25 protein-coding genes and 1 other RNA gene are annotated in these 25248 nt (G+C 67.2%); 9 read left to right on the top strand and 17 right to left on the bottom strand.

What is annotated here, in order from left to right; all coding sequences use genetic code 11:
* Window positions 1-93: 93 nt before the first annotated feature.
* The 3 genes from BMW51_RS12590 (at window position 94) to BMW51_RS12580 (ending at window position 2428) form a co-directional block, all read left to right on the top strand.
* Complete coding sequence (locus BMW51_RS12590) at window positions 94-1527, top strand: NAD-dependent succinate-semialdehyde dehydrogenase (protein WP_093006983.1); 1434 nt, start codon at window positions 94-96, stop codon at window positions 1525-1527.
* A gap of 140 nt (window positions 1528-1667) precedes the next feature.
* A complete protein-coding gene (locus BMW51_RS12585; protein ID WP_093006981.1) occupies window positions 1668-2039 on the top strand; it encodes a hypothetical protein in 372 nt (123 codons plus the stop codon).
* 101 nt (window positions 2040-2140) lie between these two features.
* A complete protein-coding gene (locus tag BMW51_RS12580; protein ID WP_093006979.1) occupies window positions 2141-2428 on the top strand; it encodes a DUF3297 family protein in 288 nt (95 codons plus the stop codon).
* A gap of 317 nt (window positions 2429-2745) precedes the next feature.
* On the opposite strand, the gene BMW51_RS12570 is transcribed toward BMW51_RS12580, so the two are convergent.
* From BMW51_RS12570 to BMW51_RS12545, 6 genes are all read right to left on the bottom strand, one after another.
* Entirely contained in the window at window positions 2746-2991 is a 246-nt protein-coding gene (locus tag BMW51_RS12570; protein ID WP_143051859.1) for a hypothetical protein, read from the bottom strand.
* 5 nt (window positions 2992-2996) lie between these two features.
* Window positions 2997-3806: a LytR/AlgR family response regulator transcription factor gene (locus tag BMW51_RS12565; protein ID WP_093006973.1), complete on the bottom strand. Its 810-nt coding sequence runs from the start codon at window positions 3804-3806 to the stop codon at window positions 2997-2999.
* A gap of 51 nt (window positions 3807-3857) precedes the next feature.
* On the bottom strand, window positions 3858-5024 hold the full coding sequence (locus BMW51_RS12560; RefSeq protein WP_245708497.1) for a sensor histidine kinase: 1167 nt from the start codon (window positions 5022-5024) through the stop codon (window positions 3858-3860).
* Between the two features lie 96 nt (window positions 5025-5120).
* Entirely contained in the window at window positions 5121-8396 is a 3276-nt protein-coding gene (locus tag BMW51_RS12555; RefSeq protein WP_093006971.1) for a TonB-dependent receptor, read from the bottom strand.
* Between the two features lie 185 nt (window positions 8397-8581).
* Window positions 8582-10720 (bottom strand): NAD-dependent DNA ligase LigA, encoded by a 2139-nt coding sequence (gene ligA / locus BMW51_RS12550; RefSeq protein ID WP_093006969.1) that lies wholly within the window; start codon window positions 10718-10720, stop codon window positions 8582-8584.
* A 69-nt stretch (window positions 10721-10789) separates the two neighbouring features.
* On the bottom strand, window positions 10790-11221 hold the full coding sequence (locus BMW51_RS12545; RefSeq protein ID WP_093006967.1) for an Rrf2 family transcriptional regulator: 432 nt from the start codon (window positions 11219-11221) through the stop codon (window positions 10790-10792).
* Between the two features lie 76 nt (window positions 11222-11297).
* Between BMW51_RS12545 and ssrA the strand changes: the two genes are divergently transcribed.
* Window positions 11298-11667, top strand: a transfer-messenger RNA (tmRNA) gene (gene ssrA / locus BMW51_RS12540).
* A 114-nt stretch (window positions 11668-11781) separates the two neighbouring features.
* On the opposite strand, the gene BMW51_RS12535 is transcribed toward ssrA, so the two are convergent.
* Entirely contained in the window at window positions 11782-13134 is a 1353-nt protein-coding gene (locus BMW51_RS12535) for a dihydrolipoyl dehydrogenase (protein WP_093006965.1), read from the bottom strand.
* A 142-nt stretch (window positions 13135-13276) separates the two neighbouring features.
* Between BMW51_RS12535 and BMW51_RS12530 the strand changes: the two genes are divergently transcribed.
* Window positions 13277-13540, top strand: coding sequence for a hypothetical protein (locus tag BMW51_RS12530; protein WP_093006964.1), 264 nt, complete (start codon window positions 13277-13279; stop codon window positions 13538-13540).
* Window positions 13541-13609: 69 nt separating this feature from the next.
* Here BMW51_RS12530 and BMW51_RS12525 read toward each other — a convergent pair whose 3' ends face one another.
* Both BMW51_RS12525 and BMW51_RS12520 read right to left on the bottom strand, forming a co-directional pair.
* A complete protein-coding gene (locus BMW51_RS12525) occupies window positions 13610-14503 on the bottom strand; it encodes an SDR family oxidoreductase (protein WP_093006962.1) in 894 nt (297 codons plus the stop codon).
* 48 nt (window positions 14504-14551) lie between these two features.
* Entirely contained in the window at window positions 14552-16378 is a 1827-nt protein-coding gene (locus BMW51_RS12520) for a glycoside hydrolase family 15 protein (RefSeq protein WP_177171664.1), read from the bottom strand.
* A 218-nt stretch (window positions 16379-16596) separates the two neighbouring features.
* Here BMW51_RS12520 and BMW51_RS12515 point away from each other — a divergent pair, with 218 nt between their 5' ends.
* Complete coding sequence (locus BMW51_RS12515; RefSeq protein WP_093006960.1) at window positions 16597-17109, top strand: GNAT family N-acetyltransferase; 513 nt, start codon at window positions 16597-16599, stop codon at window positions 17107-17109.
* A gap of 9 nt (window positions 17110-17118) precedes the next feature.
* Here BMW51_RS12515 and BMW51_RS12510 read toward each other — a convergent pair whose 3' ends face one another.
* A complete protein-coding gene (locus BMW51_RS12510) occupies window positions 17119-17496 on the bottom strand; it encodes a hypothetical protein (RefSeq protein WP_245708490.1) in 378 nt (125 codons plus the stop codon).
* 65 nt (window positions 17497-17561) lie between these two features.
* The gene (locus tag BMW51_RS12505) at window positions 17562-17801 is read right to left on the bottom strand and encodes a hypothetical protein (RefSeq protein WP_143051858.1); all 240 of its coding nucleotides are present in this window, start codon (window positions 17799-17801) and stop codon (window positions 17562-17564) included.
* 161 nt (window positions 17802-17962) lie between these two features.
* Between BMW51_RS12505 and BMW51_RS12500 the strand changes: the two genes are divergently transcribed.
* Window positions 17963-18982, top strand: coding sequence for an LLM class flavin-dependent oxidoreductase (locus tag BMW51_RS12500; protein ID WP_093006956.1), 1020 nt, complete (start codon window positions 17963-17965; stop codon window positions 18980-18982).
* A gap of 21 nt (window positions 18983-19003) precedes the next feature.
* Here the strand turns inward: BMW51_RS12500 and BMW51_RS16370 are convergent, their stop codons facing one another.
* Window positions 19004-19138 carry a hypothetical protein gene (locus BMW51_RS16370; protein ID WP_281243249.1) on the bottom strand — a complete coding sequence of 45 codons (135 nt, stop codon included), beginning with the start codon at window positions 19136-19138 and terminating at the stop codon, window positions 19004-19006.
* A 112-nt stretch (window positions 19139-19250) separates the two neighbouring features.
* On the opposite strand from BMW51_RS16370, the gene BMW51_RS12495 reads away from it, so the two are divergent.
* On the top strand, window positions 19251-20354 hold the full coding sequence (locus tag BMW51_RS12495; protein ID WP_093006954.1) for a spore photoproduct lyase family protein: 1104 nt from the start codon (window positions 19251-19253) through the stop codon (window positions 20352-20354).
* A 223-nt stretch (window positions 20355-20577) separates the two neighbouring features.
* Here the strand turns inward: BMW51_RS12495 and BMW51_RS12490 are convergent, their stop codons facing one another.
* From BMW51_RS12490 to BMW51_RS12470, 5 genes are all read right to left on the bottom strand, one after another.
* On the bottom strand, window positions 20578-20919 hold the full coding sequence (locus BMW51_RS12490) for an SWIB/MDM2 domain-containing protein (protein WP_177171663.1): 342 nt from the start codon (window positions 20917-20919) through the stop codon (window positions 20578-20580).
* Window positions 20920-21100: 181 nt separating this feature from the next.
* Complete coding sequence (locus BMW51_RS12485; RefSeq protein ID WP_342724063.1) at window positions 21101-21469, bottom strand: reverse transcriptase-like protein; 369 nt, start codon at window positions 21467-21469, stop codon at window positions 21101-21103.
* Entirely contained in the window at window positions 21466-22005 is a 540-nt protein-coding gene (locus BMW51_RS12480) for a pseudouridine synthase (protein WP_093006950.1), read from the bottom strand. Before BMW51_RS12480 ends, BMW51_RS12485 begins: the two co-directional genes overlap by 4 nt.
* Entirely contained in the window at window positions 22002-23651 is a 1650-nt protein-coding gene (locus tag BMW51_RS12475; RefSeq protein ID WP_093006948.1) for an NAD(P)/FAD-dependent oxidoreductase, read from the bottom strand. Before BMW51_RS12475 ends, BMW51_RS12480 begins: the two co-directional genes overlap by 4 nt.
* A gap of 40 nt (window positions 23652-23691) precedes the next feature.
* Window positions 23692-24075, bottom strand: a complete 384-nt coding sequence (locus tag BMW51_RS12470; RefSeq protein ID WP_093006946.1) for a winged helix-turn-helix transcriptional regulator — start codon at window positions 24073-24075, stop codon at window positions 23692-23694.
* A gap of 95 nt (window positions 24076-24170) precedes the next feature.
* Here BMW51_RS12470 and BMW51_RS12465 point away from each other — a divergent pair, with 95 nt between their 5' ends.
* The gene (locus BMW51_RS12465) at window positions 24171-25232 is read left to right on the top strand and encodes an SDR family oxidoreductase (RefSeq protein ID WP_093006944.1); all 1062 of its coding nucleotides are present in this window, start codon (window positions 24171-24173) and stop codon (window positions 25230-25232) included.
* The last annotated feature ends 16 nt before the right edge of the window (window positions 25233-25248 follow it).

Raw genomic sequence — 25248 nt, 5'->3', positions numbered from 1 at the left:
GCATCGATCGCCGGTGGCCGCCCTGCGGTAACCGGCGGTGGAGTGCGGGGGCGTCGCGCCTATATGGGGGCGATCAGTTCAAGGAGCCCCTGCATGACCGCCTACGATCCGCGCCTCGGCCTCTACATCGCCGGCGAATGGCTGACCGGCGCGGGGCGCGACGCGCACGACGTGCTCAATCCCGCGACCGGACAGGCGCAGGGCGCGCTGCCGCTCGCGACCGCGGAGGATCTCGACCGCGGGCTTGACGCCGCCGACCGCGGGTTCAAGGCGTGGCGAAAGGTCGATCCGGCGCAGCGCGCGCAGGTGCTGACCCGCACCGCGGCGATCCTTCGCGAGCGCGCCGAGCATCTCGCCCGCATCGCGACGCTCGAACAGGGCAAGCCGCTGGTCGAGGCGAAGGGCGAGGTCGCTTTTGCCGCCGCGCTGCTCGAGTTCCATGCCGGCGAGGCGCAGCGCATCTACGGCCGCGTCCTGCCGCGTCCGGCGGGGACGCGCAGCCTGGTGCTGCAGCAGCCGGTCGGCCCGGTGGCGGCGTTCTGCGCCTGGAACTTCCCGATCATGAACGTGGTCAGGAAGCTCGGCCCCGCGATCGCGGCGGGCTGCTCGATCATCATCAAGCCAAGCGAGGAGACCGCAGGCTCGGCGGTCGAGGTGCTGCGCTGCTTTCAGGACGCGGGGCTGCCCGGCGACGTCGCGCAATGCGTCTTCGGCGTGCCCGATCAGGTCTCGCGCCACCTGCTCGCCTCGCCGGTCACGCGCAAGCTGAGCTTCACCGGCTCGGTCCCGGTCGGCAAGCATCTAGCGAAGCTCGCCGCCGAGACGATGATGAAGACGACGATGGAGCTCGGCGGGCATGGCCCCGTGCTCGTCTTCGACGATTGCGACCTCGAAAAGACGCTCGACACGCTCGTCGCGCACAAGTTCAGGAACGCGGGCCAGGTGTGCGTCGCGCCGACCCGCTTCCACGTGCAGGCGGGTATCTACGACCGCTTCGCGGAAGGCTTCGCCGAGCGCACGAAGAAGCTGAAGCTCGGTAGTGGGTTGGAGGCCGACACGCAGATGGGACCGATGGCGAATGCGCGCCGCCCGTCGGCGATACAGGAGATGGTGGAGGATGCGCGCAGCGTCGGCGCGCGCGTGCTGGCGGGTGGCACCCGCGGGGAGGGCGACGGCTTCTTCTTCACGCCCACCGTGCTCGCCGACGTGCCGCTGGAGGCGCGCGCGATGAACGACGAGCCGTTCGGCCCGCTGGCACTGCTGACTCCGTTCGAGACGGTGGAGGACGCGATCGCGCAGGCGAACCGGCTGCCGTTCGGGCTGGCGGCTTATTGCTTCACCGAGAACGGGCGGCGTCAGAACCTGCTCGGCGACGAGATCGAGGCCGGGATGGTCGCGATCAACAGCGTGCGGCTGAGCTGGCCCGACAGCCCGTTCGGTGGCGTGAAGGACAGCGGTTTCGGTTCGGAAGACGGACCCGAAGGCGTAGCCGCGCACATGGTGACCAAAACCGTCCACATGATGTGAGCGAAGGCGCGCCTAAACCTCACGTGAATGTCGCATTCCGCCTGTGTTCAGTGCGAATCGCCTATGGCGTGAAACACGCTCGCAAGACTTGCGTTCAACCAATCGTGCGAACCGAGCGTAACTCTGTAAGGAGGTTCGAGATGAATGGTTTTCTGACCAAGGCGGGGATGGGCATCGCGCTCGCCGCCACTGCAATCACCGCTGCCGCACCCGCGGACGCGCAGCGCTGGCGTGGGTATCGCGGCCATCGCGGTGGCGACACCGCGGCGGCCGCGATCCTGGGCGGCGTCGTCGGTCTGGGTGTCGGCGCGGCGATCGCGTCGAGCAACCGCGACCGCTACTACGACCGCGGTTATTACGGCTACAACGGCTATTACGGCCCGCGTTATCGACCGGTGCCGCGCGGTTACTACCGCGATTATTACGCGCCGCCGCCCCGCATGGTGTACCGCGAATATTACCGTGATCCCTACCGCGGCTATTATGGACCGCGCGGGTATTACGGTTGGTAAGCACCAACTAGCAGCTGGTTCGCCTGAGCGGCGCGAGGGTAGCACCCCCTCGCGCCGCTTTTTTGTTGGCACGTCGCGCATGAGCGGGGTAGGCGCGCGCGATGACCGATACGCCCCCCGACCATCTCTCGATCGATCCCCGCAGCCCGCATTTCGACCGCGACGCGCTGGAGCGCGGCGTCGGCATCCGCTTCAAGGGCAATGAGCGTACCGACGTCGAGGAATACAGCATCTCCGAGGGCTGGATCCGCGTCGCGCTCGGCAAGAAGATGGACCGCCACGGCCGTCCGCTGACGATCAAGCTGATGGGCCCGGTCGAGGCGTGGTATCAGAGTGGCGGCGAGGCGGGCGAGGGTGATGCAGGCGAGCAGGTCGACGCGGACGATTAATCGAGAGAGCCGACGTATAGGGCCGCCGCCTCTAAGGCGTGACCAGCCCGTCCAACTCGGCAAGCAGCGCCGGCTGGTTCCCCATCGTGACCCAGCGCTGCGAACACTGCGGCGTCACCACGTCAATCTGTCGTGACATTAGGCCGCGTGGTGGGGGTCCGTCGTAGGTGCGGGGTATCAAGCGCTGCCGCCAGAATTCCGGCCGTTCGAGCAAAGTATCGATCTTCCGGCTGTCCTCGGCGGACAACGTGCGCGTCACGCGTGACATATCGCTCGGCGTCGCGCTCTCCACCCAAATCTTGCTGCGACCGATCGCGTTACTGTGCCATCGGCCATCGGCCATCGGGCGCGCGGGTCGCGACGATGCTGATCCGCGTCGTCTCAAGGTGTCCGCCCTCCGCGTAGATCGTGATATGCTCCGGAGCGGTCGGCATCGGCACGCCCATCTCGTCGCGGAGCGCACGATGCGCATTCTCGTCGGCAAGGTAATCAGCAGCGGGCGCTTGCGGCGCACCCTTGCACACCGCCGCGGCCGGCCCCGTCAGCGCGAGCAGGGCCGCCACCGAGATCAATGGACGAACCGCGCCACCACGTCGCGGTAGGACCGCGATACCTTCACGCTCGACCCAGAATCGAGTACCAGGAAACACTCGCCGTTGGTGTGCGGCTTGACCTGCTTGACGAGGTCGAGGTTGACGATCGTCGAGCGATGGATGCGCTGGAACCGGCGGGGGTCGAGGCGTTTTTCCAAGTCCTTCATCGTTTCGCGCAGGATCAGCGTGTTGGCCGCGGTCTTGATGACCATGTAATCGCCCGCCGCCTCGATCAGCTCGATCGTGTCGACGTCGACGCGGAAGATCTGCCCCTGATCCTTCACGTTGATCATCTTCTCGTAGCGATTGGCCGCGACCTGATCACCGCCGTCGCTCTCCGCCGCGATCTCGGCCGCCGCCTCGGGCGCGTGCTCGGCGAGGGCCTCCTTCAGCTTGGCAGCCTCTTCGACGCTGCCGCGCTCGGACAATCGCTGCCGCACGCGGTCGAGAGTCTCGGCCAGACGCGCTTCCTCGACCGGCTTCATCAGATAGTCGGTCGCCTGCGCCTCGAACGCGCGGATCGCATGGTCGGAATAAGCGGTCACGAACACAAACAGCGGCGGCTCGACATCCATCAATCCCTGCACGACCGAGAAGCCGTCGAACCCCGGCATCTGGATGTCGAGAAAGACGAGGTCGGGCTTGTGCGTCTTGATCGCGCTGATCGCCTCGCGCCCGTTCTGGCACTTGGCGATGATCTCCACGTCGTCGTGCGCCTGCAGCCGCAGCTCGAGCCCCTGGATCGCGAGCGGCTCGTCATCGACGAGAATGGTCCTGATCGTCATTTACTCTACACACTCCATCACGCGCACCGGTGGCGGGGGGAGGGGCGGGCCTCAGCGCCCGGGTTCCTCCAGCTGATAGGGGATCTCGATCTCGATCCCGAACCCGCCCGCCGGCATCGCCCGGACCGCGAAGCGGTGGTCGCCGGGATATGCCTGCGCCAGTCGCTCCCTGATATTGGCGATGCCGACGCCGGTTGAAAGGCTCGGCCGGTTTTTGTTCGGCAGCAATCCCGGACCGGTGTCGGATACGCCGAGCAGCACGCGATCCCCGACGAGCCGCGCTGAGACGCAGATTTCCGCGCCGTCCTCCTGCGGGGTAACCGCATATTTGATCGCATTCTCGACCAGTGGCTGGAGCAGCAGCGACGGCAGCCGCGCCTTTTCGACCGCGGGGTCGATGTCGAACTTCGGCCGAAGCCGGTCCTCGAACCGCATCTTCTCGATCTCGAGATAGAGCTTCAATGTCTCGACCTCCTGCGCGACCGTGACGTGCGCGGTGGGTTCGTTGGCGAGCGTGTAGCGCAGGAACGACGACAGCCGCGACAGCATCGCGTTCGCGCGCTCGGTCTGTTTCAACAGCACCAAAGTCGAGATCGAGTTGAGCGTGTTGAACAGGAAATGCGGATTGAGCTGATAGCGCAACATCGCCAGCTGCGCCGACGAGGCCTGAATCTCCAGATGCTCCATCTGGTCGATCTGGTCCTCGACCAGCAGGTAGAAGTTGATCCCGAAATAGAGCGCCGACCAGCCCGCCAGCACGGTGAAGTTGAGGAACAGCGTGCCGAGCAGCAGCGACAGGTCGACGCCGGGCGCCGACAGCTTGATGAAGCTGAACGAGAAGGCGTCGAGCGTCGCGTAGAGGAACGTGCCCGCGCCGAGCGTGAAGATCGACAAGAGGATACCCGTCACGCGCGGCAGTCGGCGATAGTAACCGTAGAGCACCGACAGCAGCAATGTGATGCAATAGCCGACGATCGATTCAACTATGACGGGCACGATCTGCTGCAGCGTGAAGCTGGTCGACAGCGATGAGACCGAGCGCAGCACCAGGTAGCCGGTCCAGCCCGCCGCCTGCAATTTCCAGAACGCCGCCGACTTGTCTTCGAAGAACGGGCGGATCGACAGCGGGCGATTACCCGCCAGCGCCGTGGGGACGGGCGCAACGGCCGCGGTCGTGCCGGGCAGCGCGTGGTCGAGCGAAGCGGGAGTGGTCGCCATCGCGCCTACACCTACACGCGCGACGCGGACCGCGCAAAAAAGAAGGGCCGCCACCCGCGAAGGTGACGGCCCGAAAAGGCGCCGAGGCCGGCGTCCTTAGAAGGTGAAGCGCGCGCCCAGACGGATCTGGTAGAGCGACTGCGTGAAGTTGACCGAGCCGGTGTTCGGCGAGTTGAACGCGGAGTAGCGGTACTGCGCGCACTGCTGGTTCGACGCGGTGTTCACCGTGCCACCCGCCGTCACGCACTGCACGGTCACGAGTGCCGCACCGTACGGGAAGCCGAACTGGCGCAGGCCGCCCCACTTGCTGTTGAGCAGGTTGGGCACATTGTTGATGTCGGCGAAGATCGACAGCCGCGATCCACCCACGAAGGTCGGAATTTCCTGCTCGAGGTGGAGATCGATGCGGGTGAAGGCACGGCTGCGCGCCGTGTTCTTGTCGATGATCGTACCGCGCGCCTTCGACAGATCTGAGTGCGAGTTAATATACGCGTCGAGTGCAGCGGCCGTGTTCGGCGAGTCATACTGGATCAGCGGATCGGCCGTGCCAGTCGGCACGTACAGCAGGTTGGTCGGCGCATTGCCGTTCAACACCGTGCCAAACACCGTCGAACGTGTGTTGACGTTGTCGAGCATCGTGTAGCTGAACGGGCGTCCCGCGCGGGTTTCGCCGAACAGCTGAACGACCGTGCGATAATCACCGAAGAAGGCGTGATCGTAGCCGACCGAATACTTGAACTGCCATTTGATCTGGTCGTTCGACGTTCCGTACGCAGGGCTGTTCGGATCGGCGAACAGCTGGTTCTGGTAGTTCGAGTTGATCGTCGACGAGGTCGCGCTGCCGACATCCTTGACCCACTGGCGGGTGTAGCTGCCGCCCAGCGTCAGACCCCAGTCGAAGTCCTTGTTCACGCGCGCCACGATGATGTGGCTGTGTCCGCGCGAGCTGTTGGTCGTCAGGATGTCGTAATTGGCATCGCCGAAGGCGGTCACGGCACCGTAGCGCGGGCGACCGTCCGGCAACACGCCGATCGGCACCGAGCGCAGGTCGGTGAAGATCACGCCGTCGATGTTCTTCGAGTAATAATAATCGGCGCCGAGATTGAAGCCCATGAAGCGGTAATCGCCCGATAGCGTCGCCTTGAGCGAACGCGGCAGGTGAAAATCGCGGTCGAGCGCGCCGGTGCGGGTGCGCTGCAACGTCGTCGGGTTGGTGGTGTTGGCAGCGTAAGCGGCAACCGAGGCCGGCACGTTGCCGGTCACGTTGTTGAGCGCCGCGGTGCAGATCGCGGCCGGCACGGACGCGCCACACGTGTTCAAGCCGGCGCCATCACGCGTGATATTGATCGCGCTGGTCGTCACCGTGTTCGAGAAGCTGTTCGACAGATAGATGTCGGGCGAACCGCCACCGAAGATACCGGCGCCACCGCGCAGTTTCAGACCGCCGAGGAAGTTGGTCGGCTTCCAGTCGAAGCTGAAGCGCGGCTCGAACTGATCGAGACCGTTGTAGGTCTGCAGGTTGCTGAAGCCGTAACGCTGCGTGAAATACTGGTTGAAGGTCGGCTGCTCCTTCATCGCGTACATGCTGTAGCGCGCGCCGTACGTCACCGCGAGCGTGTCAGTGACCTGCCACTCGTCCTGCAGGCCGAAAGTGAACTGGGTATAGCGGAAATCGGCCGCTGCACTGATGCCCGGCAGCTGCGCGGTATATTGCAGCTGGTTGGCGTTGCCGGCGCGGAAATCAGCCAGCGAATCGAAGTAATAGGTGCCGATGCTGTTCTGGATGAAGTTGTTGAACGTGCGGTTCTGCGTCACGTCGACCAGCGCCTGCACCTGGTGCGCACCCGCGGTATAGCGCGCGAGCAGCGAGCCTTCCCACGTGTCGAAGAACAGCTGGTTCGTCTGGCGCGAGACGTCGGGGCCGAAGTAGATGCGCGGCACGTTGGTCGAGCAGCCGGTCGTGCTGCCGATCGAGGTCGCGTCGTCGCAAACGCCGAACTGACCGATGCTGCGGCCGTTGAGCGGCTCCTGACCACGCTTGTTGTACTTGTAGATACCGCGTGCTTCGGTTGAGAAGTTGTCGGTCCAGTCCGAGTTCAGCTGGACAATACCCGCCTTCAGCAACTCGGTCAGCGCATAGGCGTTCGAGCCGAGACCATACTGAACGTTGCCGACCGACGTGTTGTTCTGGCTGACCAGCGCGTCGTAAGCGTTGATGTACGACAACGACAGTCGCTGGCCGTCCACGATGTTCCAGTCGATACGACCGGTGATCTTCTCGTCCTTGCGCGGGTTGATCGTCAGGACGGTACCGGCGGCGTCGGCGAGGCCGCGCGTGCTGGCGATACCCAGCACATCGTTAACCGCCTTCGACACGGCAGCCGAATTTGCGCCGTACGAGGCGATCTGGGTCGAGAACGGACGCGGGTCGGTGTTACGCTCGGCCGAGACCATAAAGAACAGCTTGTCGGCGATCAGCGGGCCGCGGAACGTCGCGCCATAGGTCTCCGACTTGTACTTCGGCGTGTTCTGAACGGTGCCACCAATCGTGTCGCCCGACAGGCCATCGGTGTTCTGCGAATAGAAACCGGTGCCGTGAAAATCATTGGTGCCCGACAGGAGCACGGTGTCGATCGCGCCGCCCTGGAAGCCCGACTGGCGGAAGTCATAAGGTGCGATCGAGACCGAGACCTGCGCGATCGCGTCGAACGGCACCGGGCCACGGTTGGTCGGGCTGGCATCCTGGTTGAGGCCGAACGTGTCGCCGACGGTCACGCCGTTGATGGTGAAGCGGTTGTAGCGCGGATTGACGCCCGCGAAGCTGACCGCACCGCCGCGGTCGCCCGCGTTCGACAGATCGAGCGTGGCGAACGGGTCGCGGCGCTGGATGTCGCGGATGTCGCGGTTGACCGATGCAACCTTTGACACGTCGGCCTGCGTCAGCACCGTCTGCGGACCGTCCGAGGTGACGCCCGCGCCGCGGATCGACGAAGCGGTGACGACGATGTCCTCGCCCGCGCCAGCGTCCGCGCCCTCCGCCGCTGCTGGGGCGAGGTCGACCGGCAGCGTGAACGGCTGCTGCACCACCGTGTAGATGTCGGTAACGGTGCGGCTTCCCTGCGGACTGGTGATCGCAACCGTGTATGGGCCGCCGACGGGCAGGCCGTTGGCGTTGAACGTGCCATCAGCGCCGGTCGCGGTGTTGACGCGCGCGTTGGTGGTCGTGTTGGTGATCGTCACGTTGGCGCCGGCAACCGGGGTTCCGCCCGCGGTCACGGTGCCGCGGATCGCCGAGGTCGTTTCCTGCGCCATCGCGCTCATCGGTGCGACGAGCGCAACCGCCGCCACGCCCCACAACAGGTTGTTCCGCATCGTCAATGTTCCCCTTGAGAGCCCTGGCCCTGCAACCTTCGGCGAGCCACGCCGTTGGTGCGCCCCTGCCGGAGGAATATTGCGCTTCGGTTACAGCCGCGAGTCTATTCGCGCGCTGGATTCACGTGCGTCGTGGTGCGTTGCAAAAAGGTAACATCTGCTTCCCGGCGGTAGGGTGACCGGCTTCAATCCGCCGCTGCGACGATCGCCTGCCAGCCGGCTTCGTCGACGACCCGAACGCCGAGTTCGGCCGCCTTTTTCGCCTTCGATCCCGCGCCCGGTCCTGCCACCACCAGGTCGGTCTTCGCCGACACCGATCCGGCGACTCGCGCGCCGAGCTTTTCCGCCTGGGCCTTTGCCTCGTCGCGCGACATCGTCTCCAGCGTGCCGGTGAAGACGACGGTCTTGCCGCTCACTTCCGAGGCGCGTGTCTCGATCAGGAACGGCGGCGCCGCGACCTCGCCGAGGAGATCGTCCCACACCGCACGGTTGTGGGGTTCGTGGAAGAAGTCGGCGAGCGCGTGGCCGACCGCGGCACCAACGTTCTCCACCCCGATCAGCGCGGCGATCGCCTTGTCGACGCGCGCGGCGTGGCGCGCCTCGTTCTCGCCGACAACGGGCGGCGTGGAGTCGCGCAGTGCGATCGCCTCGTCAGCCAGAGCAGCAATCGCGGGCAGGGTGACGTAATGCTTCAACAGGTCGCGCGCGGTGATGATGCCGGTGTGGCGGATGCCGAGCCCGAACAGCAGCCGCGCGGCGTCGGGTGTGCGGCGCGCCTCGATCGCAGCGAGCAGCGCGTCGACCGACTTCGCCTGCCAGCCGTCGCGTTCCGTCAGTTCGTCGCGATGCTCGCGCAGGCGGAAGATGTCGGCCGGCTCCGCGATCCAGCCGAGATCGATCAGCTCGACCAGCGTCTTCTCACCCAGCCCGTCGATGTCGAGCGCGCCGCGGCTGACGAAATGCTTCAATCGCTCCAGCCGCTGCGCCGGGCAGATCAGCCCGCCGGTGCAGCGCACATCGACTTCGCCCTCCTCAGCCACCGCCTCGCTGCCGCAGATCGGGCAATGCGTGGGGAAAGGCCAGGGCGCGCGCGCGTCATCGCGCGACAGGTTCTCTACGATCTGCGGGATCACGTCGCCCGCGCGTTGCAGCACGACGCGGTCGCCCGGGTGGACACCCAAACGCGCGATCTCGTCGGCGTTGTGGAGCGTTGCGTTGGTGACGACGACGCCGCCGACGGTGACCGGCTCCAGCCGCGCGACAGGGGTCAGCTTGCCGGTGCGACCGACCTGAATGTCGATCGCGTTGAGTGTGGTCTGCGCGCGCTCGGCCGGAAACTTGTGCGCGATCGCCCAGCGTGGCGCGCGCCCGACACTGCCCAGCCGCTCCTGCCAGTCGAGCCGGTCGAGCTTGTAGACGACACCGTCGATGTCGAACGGCAGATCGGCGCGCTCGGCCTCGATCGCGCGGTAGACCGACAGCGCACCCTCTGTCGTGTCAACGCGCGCGAAGGCGGCGGCGATCGGGAAGCCCCAGTCGCGTAGAGCATCGACCAGCCCGCTCTGTGTGGTCCCGGGCAGCGCGCTCGCCTCGCCCCAGCCGTGCGCGAGGAAGCGCAACGGGCGCGTGGCGGTGATCGCGGCATCCTTCTGCCGGAGCGAGCCCGCAGCGGCGTTGCGCGGGTTAGCGAACTGGCGCGCTTCCTTGCCCGCGGCCCCAGCCTCGGCGAGCAGGCGTGCGTTCAATGCGGCGAACGCGGCTTTCTCCATGTACACTTCGCCGCGCACCTCGAACACATCGGGCGCATCGGCGGGAAGCGTCTGGGGGATGTCGGCGATCGTGGCGACGTTGGCGGTCACATCTTCCCCGACCGCGCCGTCGCCGCGGGTCAGCGCTTGGACGAGGCGGCGATGCTCGTAGCGCAGCGAGCATGACAGGCCGTCGATCTTCGGCTCGGCGGTGAGCGCGACGGCTTCGTCGTCGGCGAGGCGAAGGAAGCGGCGCACACGGGCGACGAAATCGGCCACATCCTCGTCGGAAAAGGCATTGTCGAGGCTCATCATCGGGCGCGCGTGCGCGACCTTGGCGAGGTGCCCGGCAGGCGCCGCACCGACCTGCCGGCTGGGCGTGTCGGCGCGCACCAGCGCGGGAAAGGCCGCCTCGATCGCGCGGTTACGCCGCACCAGTGCGTCGTAATCCGCGTCACTGATCTCGGGCGCGTCGTCGGTGTGGTAGAGCGTGTTGTGGCGCGCGATCTCGCCGGCCAACCGTTCCAGCTCGGCAGCGGCATCGTGCTCGGTCGTGGGCAGCGCAGGCTCGGTCATGCGCGCCGGGTTAAGCGGCGCGGTGGCGAGCGTCCAGCCGGTTCGGGGCCGGCCGGGCGACACGCTCGCTCAAGCGGCGACGAGCTTGTCCGCAGTGGCGTCCGCCAGGCTGGTGCCGTCGAGGATACGTGCGGTCTCATCGCGCACGCGCATCATCGCGGCGCGTATCTCGCAATCGATCTCGCTCTTGCAATCCTTGCAGGGACGATAGGCGGTGCGGCTCACGCAGGGAACGAGCGCCAGCGGCCCCTCGATCACGCGGATGATCTCGCCGAGCGAAATCAGATGCGCCGGGCGCGACAGCACGTAACCGCCCATCTTGCCGCGATAGCTGTGCAGCAGTTGCGCGTCGCGCAGGTCGGCCAAAATCAGCTCGAGGAACTTGCGCGGTACGGTCGCTTCCGCGGCGATGCGCGTCATCGGGATCGGCGGCGAGCCGGCAGGCGCGCGCGCGAGGAACAGCATCGAACGAAGGGCGTAGCGCGAACGCTGGGTGAGCATATCCCACTATATCCACGGACAATGTGGCATGCACGTGGCACCGGGCGGCAACGGCGATGCATCAACCCGTACGTACGGGCTTTCACAACCGCGCGACCGTGCCTATATCGATCGTGCCGGGTTCTACCCGGATATGGCGATAAAGTGCGGCGTAGAATAGACGCAGCGGACCCGGGGGCGGTACCCGGCGGCTCCACCACTTGTGCCGCAACGTCGACATGCGTGAAGCGTGTTGGCTAAGCGGCTCAGCTGATGGGGCCGAACTAGGATCGACGTGTGTTGAAAGGCGCTGTTTTCGCTCGGAATGGGACCACCGCAACGGCCCATTACACAAGTGCCAACGATAACGAAGCACTCGCGATTGCGGCGTAACTGAAGACCTAACGGTCTGACGTTACACCAAAATAGCGCGGTTCGGACCCCACCGGGCAACAGAAGGGGAAACCAGCGGTTCGGAGGGCACCGGGCAACAGAAGCCCCTCCACCTTCACTACGATGACCTGAGATCGTGCACCCGATCGGTCACGTGGAAAGGCGCGTGCCGATAAGCGGGCAGCGCTTCAATCCTCGATCCCCGCCAGATCGCGCGCGGCGCTCTGGAGCAGTTCCTCGATCGTCGGATGGTACCACGCCTGATTGGCGAATGTAGCGGCATCCATGTCGCGGTCGAGCGCGAGTGCGACGAGGTGGCCGAGGTGTTCGCCCTCCGGCACGACGATGCTCGCGCCCATCAGCTTGCCGTCCGCGTCGCCGTACAGGCGGACCACGCCCTGGTCGTGCCCGTCCGCGGTAGCACGGCCATTATCGCATACCTTGGCGCAGCCGATCCGCGCATCCTCGGGCAGGTCGGTGAAGCCGGTGCCGACCTGAACGATGTTGGGCTCGGTAAAGGCGATCGCCAGCGACGGAAGCGTGCGCCGCGGCGCACCGCCCGCAGCGACATCGCCCGCGATCTGCCCGCCACGCGCCGCCTCGTGCAGCACCGGTCGCCAGGCATTCGCGTCGCCGGCGATGAAGATGCGACTGTCGCCGCAGCGGCGGCTGGCTTCGTCGAACAGCGGCGTGCCGTGATCGTCGAGCGCGATCCCGGTTGTCGCGAGGTCGAGCGTGTCGAGCGCCGGCTTGCGCCCCGTCGCGGCGAGGATCAGGTCGACCTCGATCTCGCCGCCGTCCCAGGTCAAACGCGCCGCGTTGCCGGCGCGTTCGGCCTTGGCCTCGACGCCGAGGTGCAGGTCGATCTCCGAACTTATCGCATCGATCGCGGCGTCGTTGGCGACCGGATCGGACAGGCCACCCAGTGTGTCGCCGGGATCGAACACGCTGACCGCGACGCCCAGCCGCGCGAAGGCCTGCGCGAGTTCGAGGCCGAGCGGCCCGGCGCCGAGCACCGCCAGCCGCCTGGGCAGTGTGTCGAGTTCGAAGATCGTCTCGTGCGTGTGGACGAGGTCGCGGACGGGATCGAGGCTGTCGGGCACGACCGGGCGCGCGCCCGTCGCGATGACGATTCCGCCGCGCGCGACGATGCGAGTTTCGCCGACGCGGACCGCATCTGGACCGTCGAACCGCGCGGTGCCGTGGACGACCTGCGAGGCCGGGATGGCGTGATAGTCGTCGAGAACCGAGTCGACGAACCGGTCGCGCTCGCGCCGCAGCCGCGCCCACATTGCGGGCACGTCGATCTCGACCGCGCCCGTCTTCACGCCGAACGGGTTGGCGCCGCGTGCTTCGTGTGCGGTGCGTGCCGCGGCGATCAGCAGCTTGGACGGCATGCAGCCGACGCGCGTGCACGTCGATCCGCCGGGGCCGCATTCGATGATGACGGTGTCGGCGCCGCGCGCGGTTGCGGCCTTGTACGCCTTCAACCCGGCGGTGCCGGCACCGATCACGATCACGTCGCATGTTCTGTCGGTCACTGCTCGTCTCCGCGGACGTCGTGTCCGATTATATCCTGCATCAAGATATTGAACCCACGCCGGTTCCGCCGACAGGGACAAATAGCCGGTGGATCACGCGGGAAAGCCGGCGCGTTGCGATGACGAAAGGAGACGTGCGCGAATGCCGGAGAATGAGGATTACGCGCGCGGCCGCCGCGATGGATTGCGGCTCGCGCTGGCGACCCTCGCTGCGGAAGAGGCGAAATGGGCCGCGCTGCTGGGCGAGAGTCCATCGTGGCGCACCAACGCGACGCGCGAGGTTCGGCACAAGACGTTGCAGGTGGCGCAGAAGCGTGTGCAGACATTGCTCAACCGCCTGATCCCGCGTCAGGGCGAGGAGGTCAGCGAGGAAGTGGCTGCGGCACTGTCGCGGCTCGGACTGTAGCGCCGCCTCCCATCCCCAGTCGGCGCAGCTGCTCACCCCTGTCGCAGGGGCGAGCCGCTGCCCGGCAGATCAGGCGATACCCGCGCCGCCGGTGACGCCGTACACCTCACCGTTGATGTAGCTCGCCTCCTGGCTGGCGAGCAGGACGTAGACGGGCGCGATCTCGACCGGCTGACCGGGGCGACCATAGGCGCTCTTCTCGCCGAAGTGCATCACCGCCTTGGGTGGCTGGCCACCCGACGATTGCAGCGGCGTCCAGAACGGTCCCGGCGCGACGACATTGGCGCGGATGCCTTTCTCCAGCAGCTGCGCGGCCAGCGCCTTGGTATAGGCGACGATCCCCGCCTTGGTGGTCGCGTAATCGAGCAGCGTCGCAGAGGGATCATACGCCTGGACCGAGGCGGTGGTGATAATCGCCGCGCCCGCGGGCAGGTGCGGCACCGCCGCCTGCGTGATCCAGTGCATCGCGTACAGGTTGGTCTTCATCGTCTCGTCGAAATCCTTCGACGACACCTCGAACAGGTTCTCGCGGCTCTGCTGATGGCCTGCGTTGATGACCAGCACGTCGAGCCCGCCGAGCTTGTCGACCGCCTGCGACACCAGGTCGCGGCACCAATCCTCATTCGTGATGTCGCCTGGCAGCGCGACCGCGGTGCGACCCTCCGCCTCGATCAGCTTCACCACCTCGGCCGCGTCGGCTTCCTCGGCGGGAAGGTAGGAGATGGCGACATCGGCACCCTCGCGCGCGAACGCGATCGCGGCGGCGCGGCCGATTCCGCTGTCGGCACCGGTGACGAGCGCTTTGCGTCCGGTCAGCTTGCCCGCGCCCTTGTAGCTCGTCTCGCCGTGGTCGGGCACCGGGTCCATCTTGCGCGCCTCGCCCGGCACGGGCTGCGGCTGGCGCGGGAACGGCGGCTTGGGATATTGCGCGCGCGGATCCTGCATCGTCATGCGATCGGTCATGTATCTACTCCTGTGGGGGGGACGGGGTGCGAACGCGCGAGCGCGCGATCAGTCGCAGTCCGCTTTCTCATCCAGTGCGGCGAGTGCCATGACGTGCGCCAGATGGCTCAACCCCTGCGGCAGGTTGCCCAGAAAGGCGCCGCTCTCCGGATCGATCATCTCCGACAGGATGCCGTTGCCGTGCGACAAGGCCTGCGTGAGCCGTTCGAGCCGCGCGCGTGCCTCGTCGCGGTGACCCAGTTCGGACAGCGCCTCGATCATCCAGAACGAGCAGGCGACGAAACAGCCTTCCTCCTTCTCCATCCCCGAGTAGCGATAGTGGAACGCGCCCGCGCCCAGCTCGCGGTCGATCGCGTCGAGCGTCAGCTTCAATCGCTCGCGCCCGTCGAAGCCGAAACGGACCGCCAGCGCCAGCGACGCGTCGAGCTTGTCGCTGCCGGGATACATGACGAAGGCCTGCTTCGTCTCCGACCAGCACTCGTCCTCGATCCAGCGCGCGATCCGGTCGCGCTCGCGGCTCCAGCGTTCGCGGCAGGTGGTCGGCAATTGCCCCTGGTCCGCCAGCTCGACCGCGCGGGCGAGTGCCTGCCAGCAGCTGATTTTGGACATGGTGTAATGCTGCTCGTCCTGCAGCTCCCACATGCCTGCGTCGGGCGTGCGCCAGCGATCGGCGCATTCGTCCGCCAGATGCGCGAGCAATTCGGCGCTCGCGCTGTCGAGGATGTTGCCGCACGCGACGAAACAGGCTGCCGTCTCGAAGATGTCGCCGTACACGCCGTGCTGCTGCTGATCGGTGGCGAGGTTGCCGGTCACGACGGGTGTCGACCCGCGATAGCCCGGCATCGCCCATTCGGACACGTCCGGCACCACCCCGCCGCCGAGCGTGTAGCAGACCCGCGTTCCCGTCTCGCGCAGCTGGTTCAGCAGCCAGGTGAACGCCGCCTTCGCCTCGGCCTCCGCGCCCGCGGCCAGGAATGCCTTGATCGTATAGCCTGCGTCGCGGATCCAGGCGTAGCGATAGTCCCAGTTCTTCTCGTCCCCGATCCCTTCGGGTACCGAGGTCGTCGCCGCCGCCGCGATCGCACCCGACGGCGAGTAGAGCAGCAGCTTCAATGCCAGCGCGCTGCGCAGGAACGCGTCGCGGTCCGCGCCCGAGTAGGACACGCGCGCGCACCAGTCGCGCCATTCCTGGTCGGACACGTCGATCCGCTCATCGATCTGGCGGATGTCGGGTGCGACCAGCGGCTCGTCACGGCCGGCGACGATCGCGACGGTGCAGCGTTCACCCGCAGCGACGCTCAGCGTGCCGGTGATCCCCTCGTCCGCCCAATCGCACACCACGGCATCGTCGTGGACGAACAGCCCCAGCACGCGCTCGACGTGGAAGACGGTGTGCTCGCCGATGGTGGAATGATACGGGTTGACCGTGTCGCCGCGCCGTCCGGGACGCATGACGAGGTCGAACGCGACCTGCCCCTCGATCCCCTCGACCCGGCGTGCCAGTTCCGCCCACGGCAGGCGCCCGGCGGTGCCGCTGTTCATTGATTCGGTCAGTCGCGCACGGCCCGAGGCGGTCGTGAACACGGTTTCCAGCACGTTGCTCTCGTCGCGGTAGCGCCGCTCGACCGTGAACGATTCGGTCGGTTGCAGCACGAAGCGCCCGCCATTCTCCGCGTCGAGCAGACGGTCGAACAGCGGGGCTGAATCCATGTTGGGCACGCACCACCAGTCGATCGACCCGTCGCTGCCCGACAGCGCGACCGAGCGTCCGTCGCCGAGCGCTCCGTAACGTTCGAGCGGCAAATAGCCGTCGATCCGTGCCGCCTGGTCGGCCGAAGCATGCGCGCGCGACAGCAGATGGGAGAGCAGGTTCATCGGATCACCCGCGCCACGCGCGGCTGCTCGCCGGAAAGGATGAAGTGGGGCACGCGCGTTCCTTGACCGTGGTTCACGCATCAGAATGTTTGTGACCTGGGTTAGTTCGCACGCGCCGCACGAAAGCGTCGCGGTCGGATGCGGAGCGGAACGCGCGCTCGGCCGTTTCTTGGGGGAGGCTGCACCAAAGAAATGGCCGAGCGCACAGGAGACGGACGATGAAGTGGGACGAGACCGAGACGCTGGTGACGCGTACCGGCTTCCGCTTCTTCCTCCGACCGGTCACGCGCCGCGACGAGGAGACGCTCGCCGAGCTGTTCCGGCAGGTATCGGCAGAGGATCTGCGCTTCCGCTTCCTGTCGGGCGGGCGAGAGCTGAGCCAGGAACGCTTCGCCGAGCTTTTGTCCGACCCGCGCGCGCGCCACACCAGCTTCCTCGCCTTCGACGAGCGCCGCGAGGTGATCGCGTCGGCGACGTTGAAGGGCGATGCCGATGGCGAGCAATGCGAGGTCGCGATCATGATCCGCGCCGCTTCGAAGGGGCGCGGCGTCGGGTGGACGTTGCTCGACTACCTCGTCGGCTACGCGATCAACGCGGGCTACGCGACCATGCTGTCGATCGAAGACCGCGAGAATCACGAATCGATCATGCTGCAACGCCAGATGGGCTTCGCGACCGAGCCGGTTCCCGACGAGCCTTCACTGGTGCGCGTCAGGCGGCGTCTGCGCTGATCGATCCACTTACAGGCCGAGCGCGTAGGTGATGACGAAACAGGCGGCGGTCAGCAGCATCGCGGTGATGAAGGTCGCGTCGGCCACCCGCTCCATCGCGTGCAGCCGGCGATGATCGAGACTGCGCAGCGAGAAATAGGACGCGAGCGTCGCGACGAGGAACAGCAATGCATCGACCGCGAGCAGATCGTCGGCGATGCCGGCGCGCCGCCCGATCGCGATCGATACGTGGAGCAGCCCGATGCCGGTCAGGCACACGCCGACCATCGCCGAGGCGATCGGACAGATCAGCCGGCAGATCCGCTCGTCGAGCTGGCGTCGGCGCTGCCGCGCCGCATCGGTGATCGTGGAACCTTCCATCGCCGGCGTGCATGCGGTCGCAGGCATGACGCCGCGCTGACCCGCACCTGACGGATCGATCATCTACGCGGGGCCCGGGATCGACCGGGCGTTTAGCGATCGTTTCTGGCCGGGGCGTCGCGCAGCACCGCCAGCCGGTCGCGCATCCACTCGCGCTTGAACCGCGTGTAATTGCTTTCGCCCACGTGGATGTCGCGGTCCTCAATCCACAATTGCAATTCGGTCAGCGCCTCGCGCTCGTCGGCGTCGAGCGTGGCGGGATCGGGCACGCCGGCGCGCAGATCATCCGCCACGACGTCGCCGCCCTCTGCCACGCGCAACAGCGTCAGCATCAGAAAGGCGCGTTGGTCCGGCACGTGCGCATGTTGAGCAAGTGCAGCATTGCGGCAACCGCAGAGGCTTACATTTTGCTCGAACGGCGGTGCTGTCGCGAAACGATGCTGTTCGGTGCGCGACCTTGTCCCGCCCGCGCGTCGCCGCCAGCTTGGAGCGCATGAAAAGCATCGGTTTTCTGTCGTTCGGGCACTGGTCCGCTTCCGCACAATCGGCGACGCGTTCGGCGCGCGACGTGCTGCTGCAATCGATCGACTTAGCGGTCGCCGCCGAGCAGCTTGGCGCGGACGGCGCCTATTTCCGCGTCCACCATTTCGCGCAGCAGCTCGCGTCGCCGTTCCCGCTGCTCGCCGCGGTCGGCGCGAAGACGAGCCGGATCGAGATCGGCACCGGCGTGATCGACATGCGCTATGAAAATCCCTTCTACATGGCGGAGGACGCAGGGTCGGCCGACCTGATCGGCGGCGGGCGGCTGCAACTTGGATTAAGCCGCGGCTCGCCCGAGCAGGTGATCGATGGCTGGCGCTATTTCGGCTACGCGCCCGCCGAGGGGCAGAGCGATGCCGACATGGGGCGCCGCCACGCCGAGGTGTTCCTCGAGCTGCTGAAAGGCGAGGGTTTCGCGCAGCCCAACCCGCGCCCGATGTTCGCCAATCCGCCCGGGCTGCTACGGCTCGAGCCGCATTCACCGGGTCTGCGCGATCGTATCTGGTGGGGATCGGGTGCCAATGCGACCGCGGTATGGGCGGCGCAGATGGGCATGAACCTGCAGAGCTCGACGCTGAAGGCAGATGAGACCGGCGAGCCGTTCCACGTTCAGCAGGCGAAACAGATTCGCCTCTACCGCGACGCGTGGGACAAGGCCGGACACCAGCGCCGCCCGCGTGTGTCGGTGTCGCGATCGATCTTCGCGATCACCAACGACCTCGACCGCGCCTATTTCGGGCGCGACGGCGAGGGTGGCGATCAGGTCGGGATCATCGACAACATGCGCGCCGTGTTCGGGCGCTCCTACGCCGCCGAACCCGATCGCCTGATCGAGCAGCTACGCGGCGACGAGGCGATCGCGGAGGCCGACACGTTGCTGCTGACCGTGCCCAACCAGCTCGGCGTCGACTATAACGCGCACGTGATCGAGAGCATTCTGACGCATGTCGCGCCCGCGCTCGGCTGGCGTTGATCTGTCTAGGCGTGGCAGGGATCAGCCGATCACGTTGCCCGCGATCAGCAGCATCGTCAGCGTCGCGACGAGCAGGAAGGCGAGATAGTATAGCCCGTAGCTGATCGGCACTTCCGATTGTTCGTGGAATGCCTCGCTCTCGATGTGCTCGCTCATCTTCCTCGTACCTTGCTGCTCGATGGAGCGTGTAACCACGCGGGCACGCCGATCGATCCCGCTCACCTCGCATGTGACGGGACACAGGCGCGGTGCCGCTCGTTGATGCGCGATGGCGACAGCGGCACCAGTGGATCAGCAAGCGTCGGGCGCGCGGGCGCCGCGTGCATGGCGGCCCAGGCGCGTGCTGGTGACGCGATCGGCGATGACCTTCGCGCACGGCCGCCAGATCGCCGAGCGGGCGGCGGCGCAGGGGATCAAGGTGGTCGCGCTCGCGGGCGACCGGCTCAACCTCGCCTTTCCCGACGATCCGCGCCGTGCCTATGCCGAGGCGAAGAACACGCTCGCGGTCACGGTCGCGCCGCCGTCGAAACGCCGGTTGCAACCGATCGCGCCTAGCGCCGACTGGCGCGTCGATCTGGCGGAAGGCTGCCCGGCGCATTGCAGCTACTGCTATCTCGCCGGGTCGCTCAAAGGTCCGCCGATCACGCGCGTCTACGCCAATCTCGACGAGATATTGGGCACGTTGCCCGACTATCTGGGGCGGGGGACGATCACTTCGCGCTCGGACGCGCGCGCACACGAGGGCACGACGTTCGAGGCGTCGTGCTACACCGATCCGCTCGCACTAGAGCCGCTGACAGGGTCGCTGTCCGCCGCGATCGCGTGGTTCGGAGCGTGGCAGGCGGACGCGCAGCTGCGGTTCACCACCAAGTTCGCCGACGTTACCCCGCTGCTCGCACTCGATCACGGCGGACGCACGCGGATGCGCGCCTCGCTCAACCCGCCGGCGTTCGCGCGGTTCGAGGGCGGCACCGCGCGCGTCCACGACCGACTGGCGGCGCTCGCGCGAATGGCTACGGCGGGTTACCCGGTCGGGCTGACGATCGCGCCGATCATCGCGGCGGCGGGATGGGAGGAGGCGTACGGCGCGCTGATCGCCGACGCGGCCGCGGCGCTCGCGGGACTGCCCGACCTCGACCTGACGGTGGAGCTGATCACCCATCGCTTCAACACGGGCTCGAAGGCGGTGCTCGACAGCTGGTATCCCGGCTCCGCGCTCGACATGAGCGAAACCAATCGCGTCACCAAGCGGACCAAGTTCGGTGCGGAGAAGCAGGTGTACGACGCCGCGACGATGCGCAGCCTGCGCGGCTTCTTCGAACGTCAGATCGCCGACGCGCTGCCGGCCGCACGCATCCTCTACTCGACCTGAGCGCCTGAACGTTTTGCACCGGACACGTGGTGCAACTGCGTCATTTACCGCTCGCCGGTGACGGGCGACACCATCGGTGTATGCGCTGGACGGGGTACGTGTCAGCTATGACGAGCGCGGGGATCGACGGGCAACGTTGAACACGAAACGGCCGACCGCGGCGTCCGGGAAGGACGCCGGCGATCGGCCGAACGGATTGGTCGCGCGCGTACGCGCTAGCTGATCAGGCCTTCTTGGCGGTCAGGTGCGCGCTCAGGAACTTGTTCATCTCGAACATGCTCGCCGACTTCTTGCCGAAGATCTTCTCCAGCTTGGCGTCCGCGTTGATCTGGCGGCGATCCTTGGCGTCCTGCAGGTCGTGCTTCTTGATGTATTCCCACACCTTGCTGACGACTTCGCTGCGCGGCAGGTCGTCCTTGCCGACGATCTCGGCCAGGTCGTCGGACGGGGTCACGGGGGCGGTGATGCCGCCGCGTGCGCCGCTGGCGGGCTTGCCGGTCGCCTTGACCTTCTTCTCCGCGGCTGCGGTTTCGTCCTTGCCGCGCTTCTCTGCCGAACGTGCCATCATCTACTCCCTTTGAGCCTGCGGCGCCCGGCATGGGCGCGCCGCCGTGAACCGTTATCGTCGGGGCAAGCGTGAGAAACGCTGCCGTAATGACATGTCGTCGTACCGTTTGCCGAGCAGGTCAACATCCAGCGTAGGCGCGTGTTCCGCTTTTCGGCGCCGGGACTGTGTGGAAAGATGGCTAACGCGCGTGTCCGGCGGCGAGCGCGATGCCGGCAAGGTTCTGAGATCGCCCGATATGTCGCACGCGCATCGGCATGCCCGCGGCCTTGAGCGCCAGGAACGTCGCCAGGTGTTCCTCGTGCGCCGCCGGCACCTTGGCGCGCCCGTTCGCCTGCGCGACGACCGCTGCGGCGTCGCCCAGCAGCACGACCGGCCCGAGTCCCTGCGCCACGACCCGGCGCGCGGCGTCGATCAGGGCGAGCCACTCGGCCTCCATGCTGGTGCCGGCGCCCAGCCCGCGCGCGACGAAGGGCTGCCCGGCAATTACCACCGCGGTCTCCATGCCGCCGGGTAGTGGGCGAAGGCCACCGTCGAAAAACACCTTCACGCGCGCGCCCACGTGCCCGGCGCGATCCCGTCGAGCGTCCAGGCGCCGATCTGCCAGCGCACCAGCCTGAGCGTCGGCAATCCGACCGCCGCGGTCATGCGCCGCACCTGTCGGTTGCGGCCTTCGCGGATCGTCAGCCGCAGCCAGTGATCGGGCACGCTCGCGCGGTAGCGGACCGGCGGATTGCGCGGCCACAGGTCCGGCGGATCGATCGCCTCCACCTCGGCGGGCCGTGTCGGACCGTCGTTGAGCATCACGCCGCTGCGCAGGGCGGCGAGCGCCGCTTCGTCCATCGCGCCCTCGACCTGCACCAGATAGGTCTTGGCGAGCTTGAACTTCGGATCGGCGATGCGCGCCTGCAACCGCCCGTCGTCGGTCAGCAGCAGCAGCCCCTCGCTGTCGCGGTCGAGCCGCCCGGCGGGGTAGACGCCGGGCACCGCGACGAAATCGGACAAGGTCTGACGCGGGGTGGGTGATTTCGCGTCGGTGAACTGGCTCAGCACTCCGAACGGCTTGTTGAACGCGATCAGCGTCACGCCGCGACGCGCACCGCGGCCTGTCCGGCGTGACTGCGCGCCATGTCGAGTGCGACCGCTTCCGCCACCTTGATCCCGTCGACCCCCGCCGACAGGATGCCGCCGGCGTAGCCCGCGCCCTCGCCTGCGGGAAACAGCCCGGCGGTGTTGAGGCTCTGGAGGTCGTCGCCGCGCGTGAAACGGACGGGGGAGGAGGTGCGTGTCTCGACCCCGGTCATTACCACGTCCGGGTGGTCGTACCCCTTGATCTGGCGCCCGAACACCGGGATCGCCTCACGCATCGCGGCGACCGCGAAATCGGGCAGGCATTGCGCGAGGTCGGTCGGTGTCACGCCGGGCTTGTACGACGGCACCACCGACCCGAGCGAGGTCGACGCGCGGCCGGCGAGGAAGTCGCCGACACGCTGCGCGGGTGCGTGATAATTGCGGCCGCCGGCCACGAACGCCTGCTCCTCCAGCCGCCGCTGGAGCGCGATGCCGGCGAGCGGATCGCCCGGATAGTCGCGCGCGGGATCGATCGCGACGACGAAGCCCGAGTTCGCATTGCGCTCGTTGCGCGAATATTGGCTCATCCCGTTGGTCGCGACGCGGCCCTCTTCCGACGTCGCCGCCACCACCGTGCCGCCCGGGCACATGCAGAAGCTGTAGACGGTGCGCCCGTTCGAGCAGTGATGCGAGATATGGTATTCCGCCGCGCCCAGGATCGGGTTGCCCGCGTCGGCGCCGAAGCGCGCCTGGTCGATCCACGACTGCGGGTGCTCGATGCGCACGCCGACCGAGAAGGGCTTGGCCTCGGCGTGGACACCGGCGGCGGCGAGCATCTCGAATGTGTCGCGCGCGCTGTGGCCGATCGCCATCACGACGTGGCTCGCCTCCAGGTAGCCGCCGCCCGCCAGGTGAAGCCCGCGCACGCGGCGCTCGCCCCGTGCGTCGTGCTCGATGTGCAACCCGTCGACCCGCGTCGAGAAGCGATATTCGCCGCCCAGTGCCTCGATCTTGGCGCGCATACTTTCCACCATCGTGACGAGGCGGAACGTGCCGATATGCGGGTGCGCCTCGGTCAGGATTTCCTCCGGCGCGCCCGCCGCGACGAACTCGGTCAGCACCTTGCGCGCCAGGTGCCGCGGGTCCTTGATCCGGCTGTAGAGCTTGCCGTCGGAGAAGGTGCCGGCACCCCCTTCGCCGTATTGCACGTTCGATTCAGGGTTCAGCACGCTGCGGCGCCACAGCCCCCAGGTATCCTTGGTCCGCTCGCGCACCACCTTGCCGCGTTCGAGCACGATCGGGCGGAAACCCTGTTCGGCGAGGATCAGCGCGGCGAACAGCCCGCACGGTCCTGCGCCGATCACGACGGGGCGCATCGCGCCCTCCGGAGCGGTGGCGACGGGCTTGTAGCGCTGGTCCGGGGTCAGGCCCACATCGCGGTCGCGGCGCAGCTTGGCGAGCACCGTGCCCTCGTTCTTCACCGCCACGTCGAGCGTGTAGACGAGCGCGATGTTGCTGCGGTCGCGCGCGTCATGCCCCCGCCGCGCGACCGTGAAGCGGATAAGGTCGCGCGGGGTGATCTTCAGCCGCTTCAGAATCGCGGCGGGCAGCGCCTCGTCGGCGTGGTGGAGCGGCAGCTTCAGGTCGTTGACGCGGATCATTTCAAACCCTTACACGGTCCCGTCGCGGCCGGAAACCGGCCTAGCCGCGCCGCCGAGCGGTCGGCCGCGCGCCCATTTGGTCGAGCGCGTCGGCATTGTCGCGTCCCCAGCCGTACAGAAGCTCCACCGGCTCGACGAAGCGCTGCCCGAGCGGCGTCAGCCGGTATTCCACCGCCGGCGGTATCGTGCCCCGGGCATGACGCGAGACGAAACCGCTCGCCTCCATGTCGCGCAAGGTCTGCGTCAGCATCTTCTTGGAGATGCCCGGCAGGCTGCGCTGGAGCACACCGGTCCGCGCCGCGCCGTCGTGGCGCGCGTCGAGCGTGTGGAGGATCATGCTGGTCCACTTGGTCGCGAACAGGTCGAGCACGCGGCGCGGCGCGCAATCCTCGCGCCACTCGTCCTCGGCGGTGCTGGTCGTCACTGGTTACCTCATGGTGCCTATGTCCCCTAACGGTGCCGTCTAGAAGCCCGCGCCGCCGCTGCCTAGCTCGGGTGCCGGCAAACGGGAGTTGAATAATGGCGAAGACGGCATTGGTGGTGGGTGCGAGCGGCATCATCGGCAGCGCGACCGCGGCGTTGCTGGTGAGAGAGGGATGGAGCGTTCACGGTCTCGCCAGGCGGCCGGTGGAGCAGGACGGCGTGGCGCCGGTCGCTGCCGATCTCCAGGATGCCGAAGCGACGCGCGCGGCGCTCGCGGATTTCAACCCCGACGCGATATTCATCACCACCTGGCTGCGGCAAAACAGCGAGGCAGAGAACATTCGCGTCAACGCCGGCATGGTGCGCAACCTGCTGAACGGCCTGCCCAAACCCGCCGGCCCGCGCCACGTCGCGCTCGTCACCGGGTTGAAGCACTATCTCGGGCCTTTCGAGGCGTACGGCAAGGGCACGCTGCCGCAGACGCCGTTCCGCGAGGAACAGGGCCGGCTCGACATCGAGAATTTCTACTACGCGCAGGAGGACGAGCTGTTCGCCGCCGCCCAGCGCGACGGCTTCAGCTGGAGCGTGCATCGCCCGCACACCGTAATCGGCAAGGCGGTCGGCAATGCGATGAACATGGGCACCACGCTGGCGGTCTACGCCACGATCTGCCGCGAGACGGGGCGGCCGTTCACCTTTCCCGGCTCGGCGGCGCAGTGGAACGGCTTGACCGACATGACCGACGCACGCCAGCTCGCGCGCCAGTTGCTGTGGGCGACGGAAACCGAGGCGGCGCACGACCAGGCGTTCAACATCGTCAACGGCGACGTGTTTCGGTGGAGCTGGATGTGGGGCCGGATCGCCGATTGGTTCGGCATCGAGGCGGTGCCGTTCGATGGCACGGTTCGCCCATTGGAACAGCAGATGGCCGAGGACGCAGGAATATGGCGCGAGATCGCGGCGCGCGAGGGATTGGCCGAGCCGAACCTCGATCGACTCGCCTCGCCGTGGCACACCGACGCCGACCTCGGTCGCCCGATCGAGGTGGTGACCGACATGGGCAAGAGCCGCCGACTGGGCTTCACCGCCTATCAGGCGACCAACGACGCATTCTTCGACCTGTTCGCCGACTTGCGCGCCGAGCGGCTGATCCCGTGAGGCGCAGCACTTTGAC

This window comes from Sphingomonas palmae, from assembly GCF_900109565.1.
GTDB lineage: Bacteria > Pseudomonadota > Alphaproteobacteria > Sphingomonadales > Sphingomonadaceae > Sphingomonas > Sphingomonas palmae.
Note: the sequence above shows the minus strand (reverse complement) of the source record. Positions and strands in the feature narration are given on the sequence as shown.

Coding starts and splice junctions, on each gene's coding strand:
- BMW51_RS12590 (WP_093006983.1), top strand. CDS start 94: ATGACCGCCTACGATCCGCGCCTCGGCCTCTACATCGCCGGCGAATGG.
- BMW51_RS12585 (WP_093006981.1), top strand. CDS start 1,668: ATGAATGGTTTTCTGACCAAGGCGGGGATGGGCATCGCGCTCGCCGCC.
- BMW51_RS12580 (WP_093006979.1), top strand. CDS start 2,141: ATGACCGATACGCCCCCCGACCATCTCTCGATCGATCCCCGCAGCCCG.
- BMW51_RS12565 (WP_093006973.1), bottom strand. CDS start 3,806: ATGACGATCAGGACCATTCTCGTCGATGACGAGCCGCTCGCGATCCAG.
- BMW51_RS12560 (WP_245708497.1), bottom strand. CDS start 5,024: ATGGCGACCACTCCCGCTTCGCTCGACCACGCGCTGCCCGGCACGACC.
- BMW51_RS12555 (WP_093006971.1), bottom strand. CDS start 8,396: ATGCGGAACAACCTGTTGTGGGGCGTGGCGGCGGTTGCGCTCGTCGCA.
- ligA (WP_093006969.1), bottom strand. CDS start 10,720: ATGACCGAGCCTGCGCTGCCCACGACCGAGCACGATGCCGCTGCCGAG.
- BMW51_RS12545 (WP_093006967.1), bottom strand. CDS start 11,221: ATGCTCACCCAGCGTTCGCGCTACGCCCTTCGTTCGATGCTGTTCCTC.
- BMW51_RS12530 (WP_093006964.1), top strand. CDS start 13,277: ATGCCGGAGAATGAGGATTACGCGCGCGGCCGCCGCGATGGATTGCGG.
- BMW51_RS12525 (WP_093006962.1), bottom strand. CDS start 14,503: ATGACCGATCGCATGACGATGCAGGATCCGCGCGCGCAATATCCCAAG.
- BMW51_RS12520 (WP_177171664.1), bottom strand. CDS start 16,378: ATGAACCTGCTCTCCCATCTGCTGTCGCGCGCGCATGCTTCGGCCGAC.
- BMW51_RS12515 (WP_093006960.1), top strand. CDS start 16,597: ATGAAGTGGGACGAGACCGAGACGCTGGTGACGCGTACCGGCTTCCGC.
- BMW51_RS12510 (WP_245708490.1), bottom strand. CDS start 17,496: ATGCCTGCGACCGCATGCACGCCGGCGATGGAAGGTTCCACGATCACC.
- BMW51_RS12505 (WP_143051858.1), bottom strand. CDS start 17,801: ATGCTGACGCTGTTGCGCGTGGCAGAGGGCGGCGACGTCGTGGCGGAT.
- BMW51_RS12500 (WP_093006956.1), top strand. CDS start 17,963: ATGAAAAGCATCGGTTTTCTGTCGTTCGGGCACTGGTCCGCTTCCGCA.
- BMW51_RS16370 (WP_281243249.1), bottom strand. CDS start 19,138: ATGAGCGAGCACATCGAGAGCGAGGCATTCCACGAACAATCGGAAGTG.
- BMW51_RS12495 (WP_093006954.1), top strand. CDS start 19,251: ATGGCGACAGCGGCACCAGTGGATCAGCAAGCGTCGGGCGCGCGGGCG.
- BMW51_RS12490 (WP_177171663.1), bottom strand. CDS start 20,919: ATGGCACGTTCGGCAGAGAAGCGCGGCAAGGACGAAACCGCAGCCGCG.
- BMW51_RS12475 (WP_093006948.1), bottom strand. CDS start 23,651: ATGATCCGCGTCAACGACCTGAAGCTGCCGCTCCACCACGCCGACGAG.
- BMW51_RS12465 (WP_093006944.1), top strand. CDS start 24,171: ATGGCGAAGACGGCATTGGTGGTGGGTGCGAGCGGCATCATCGGCAGC.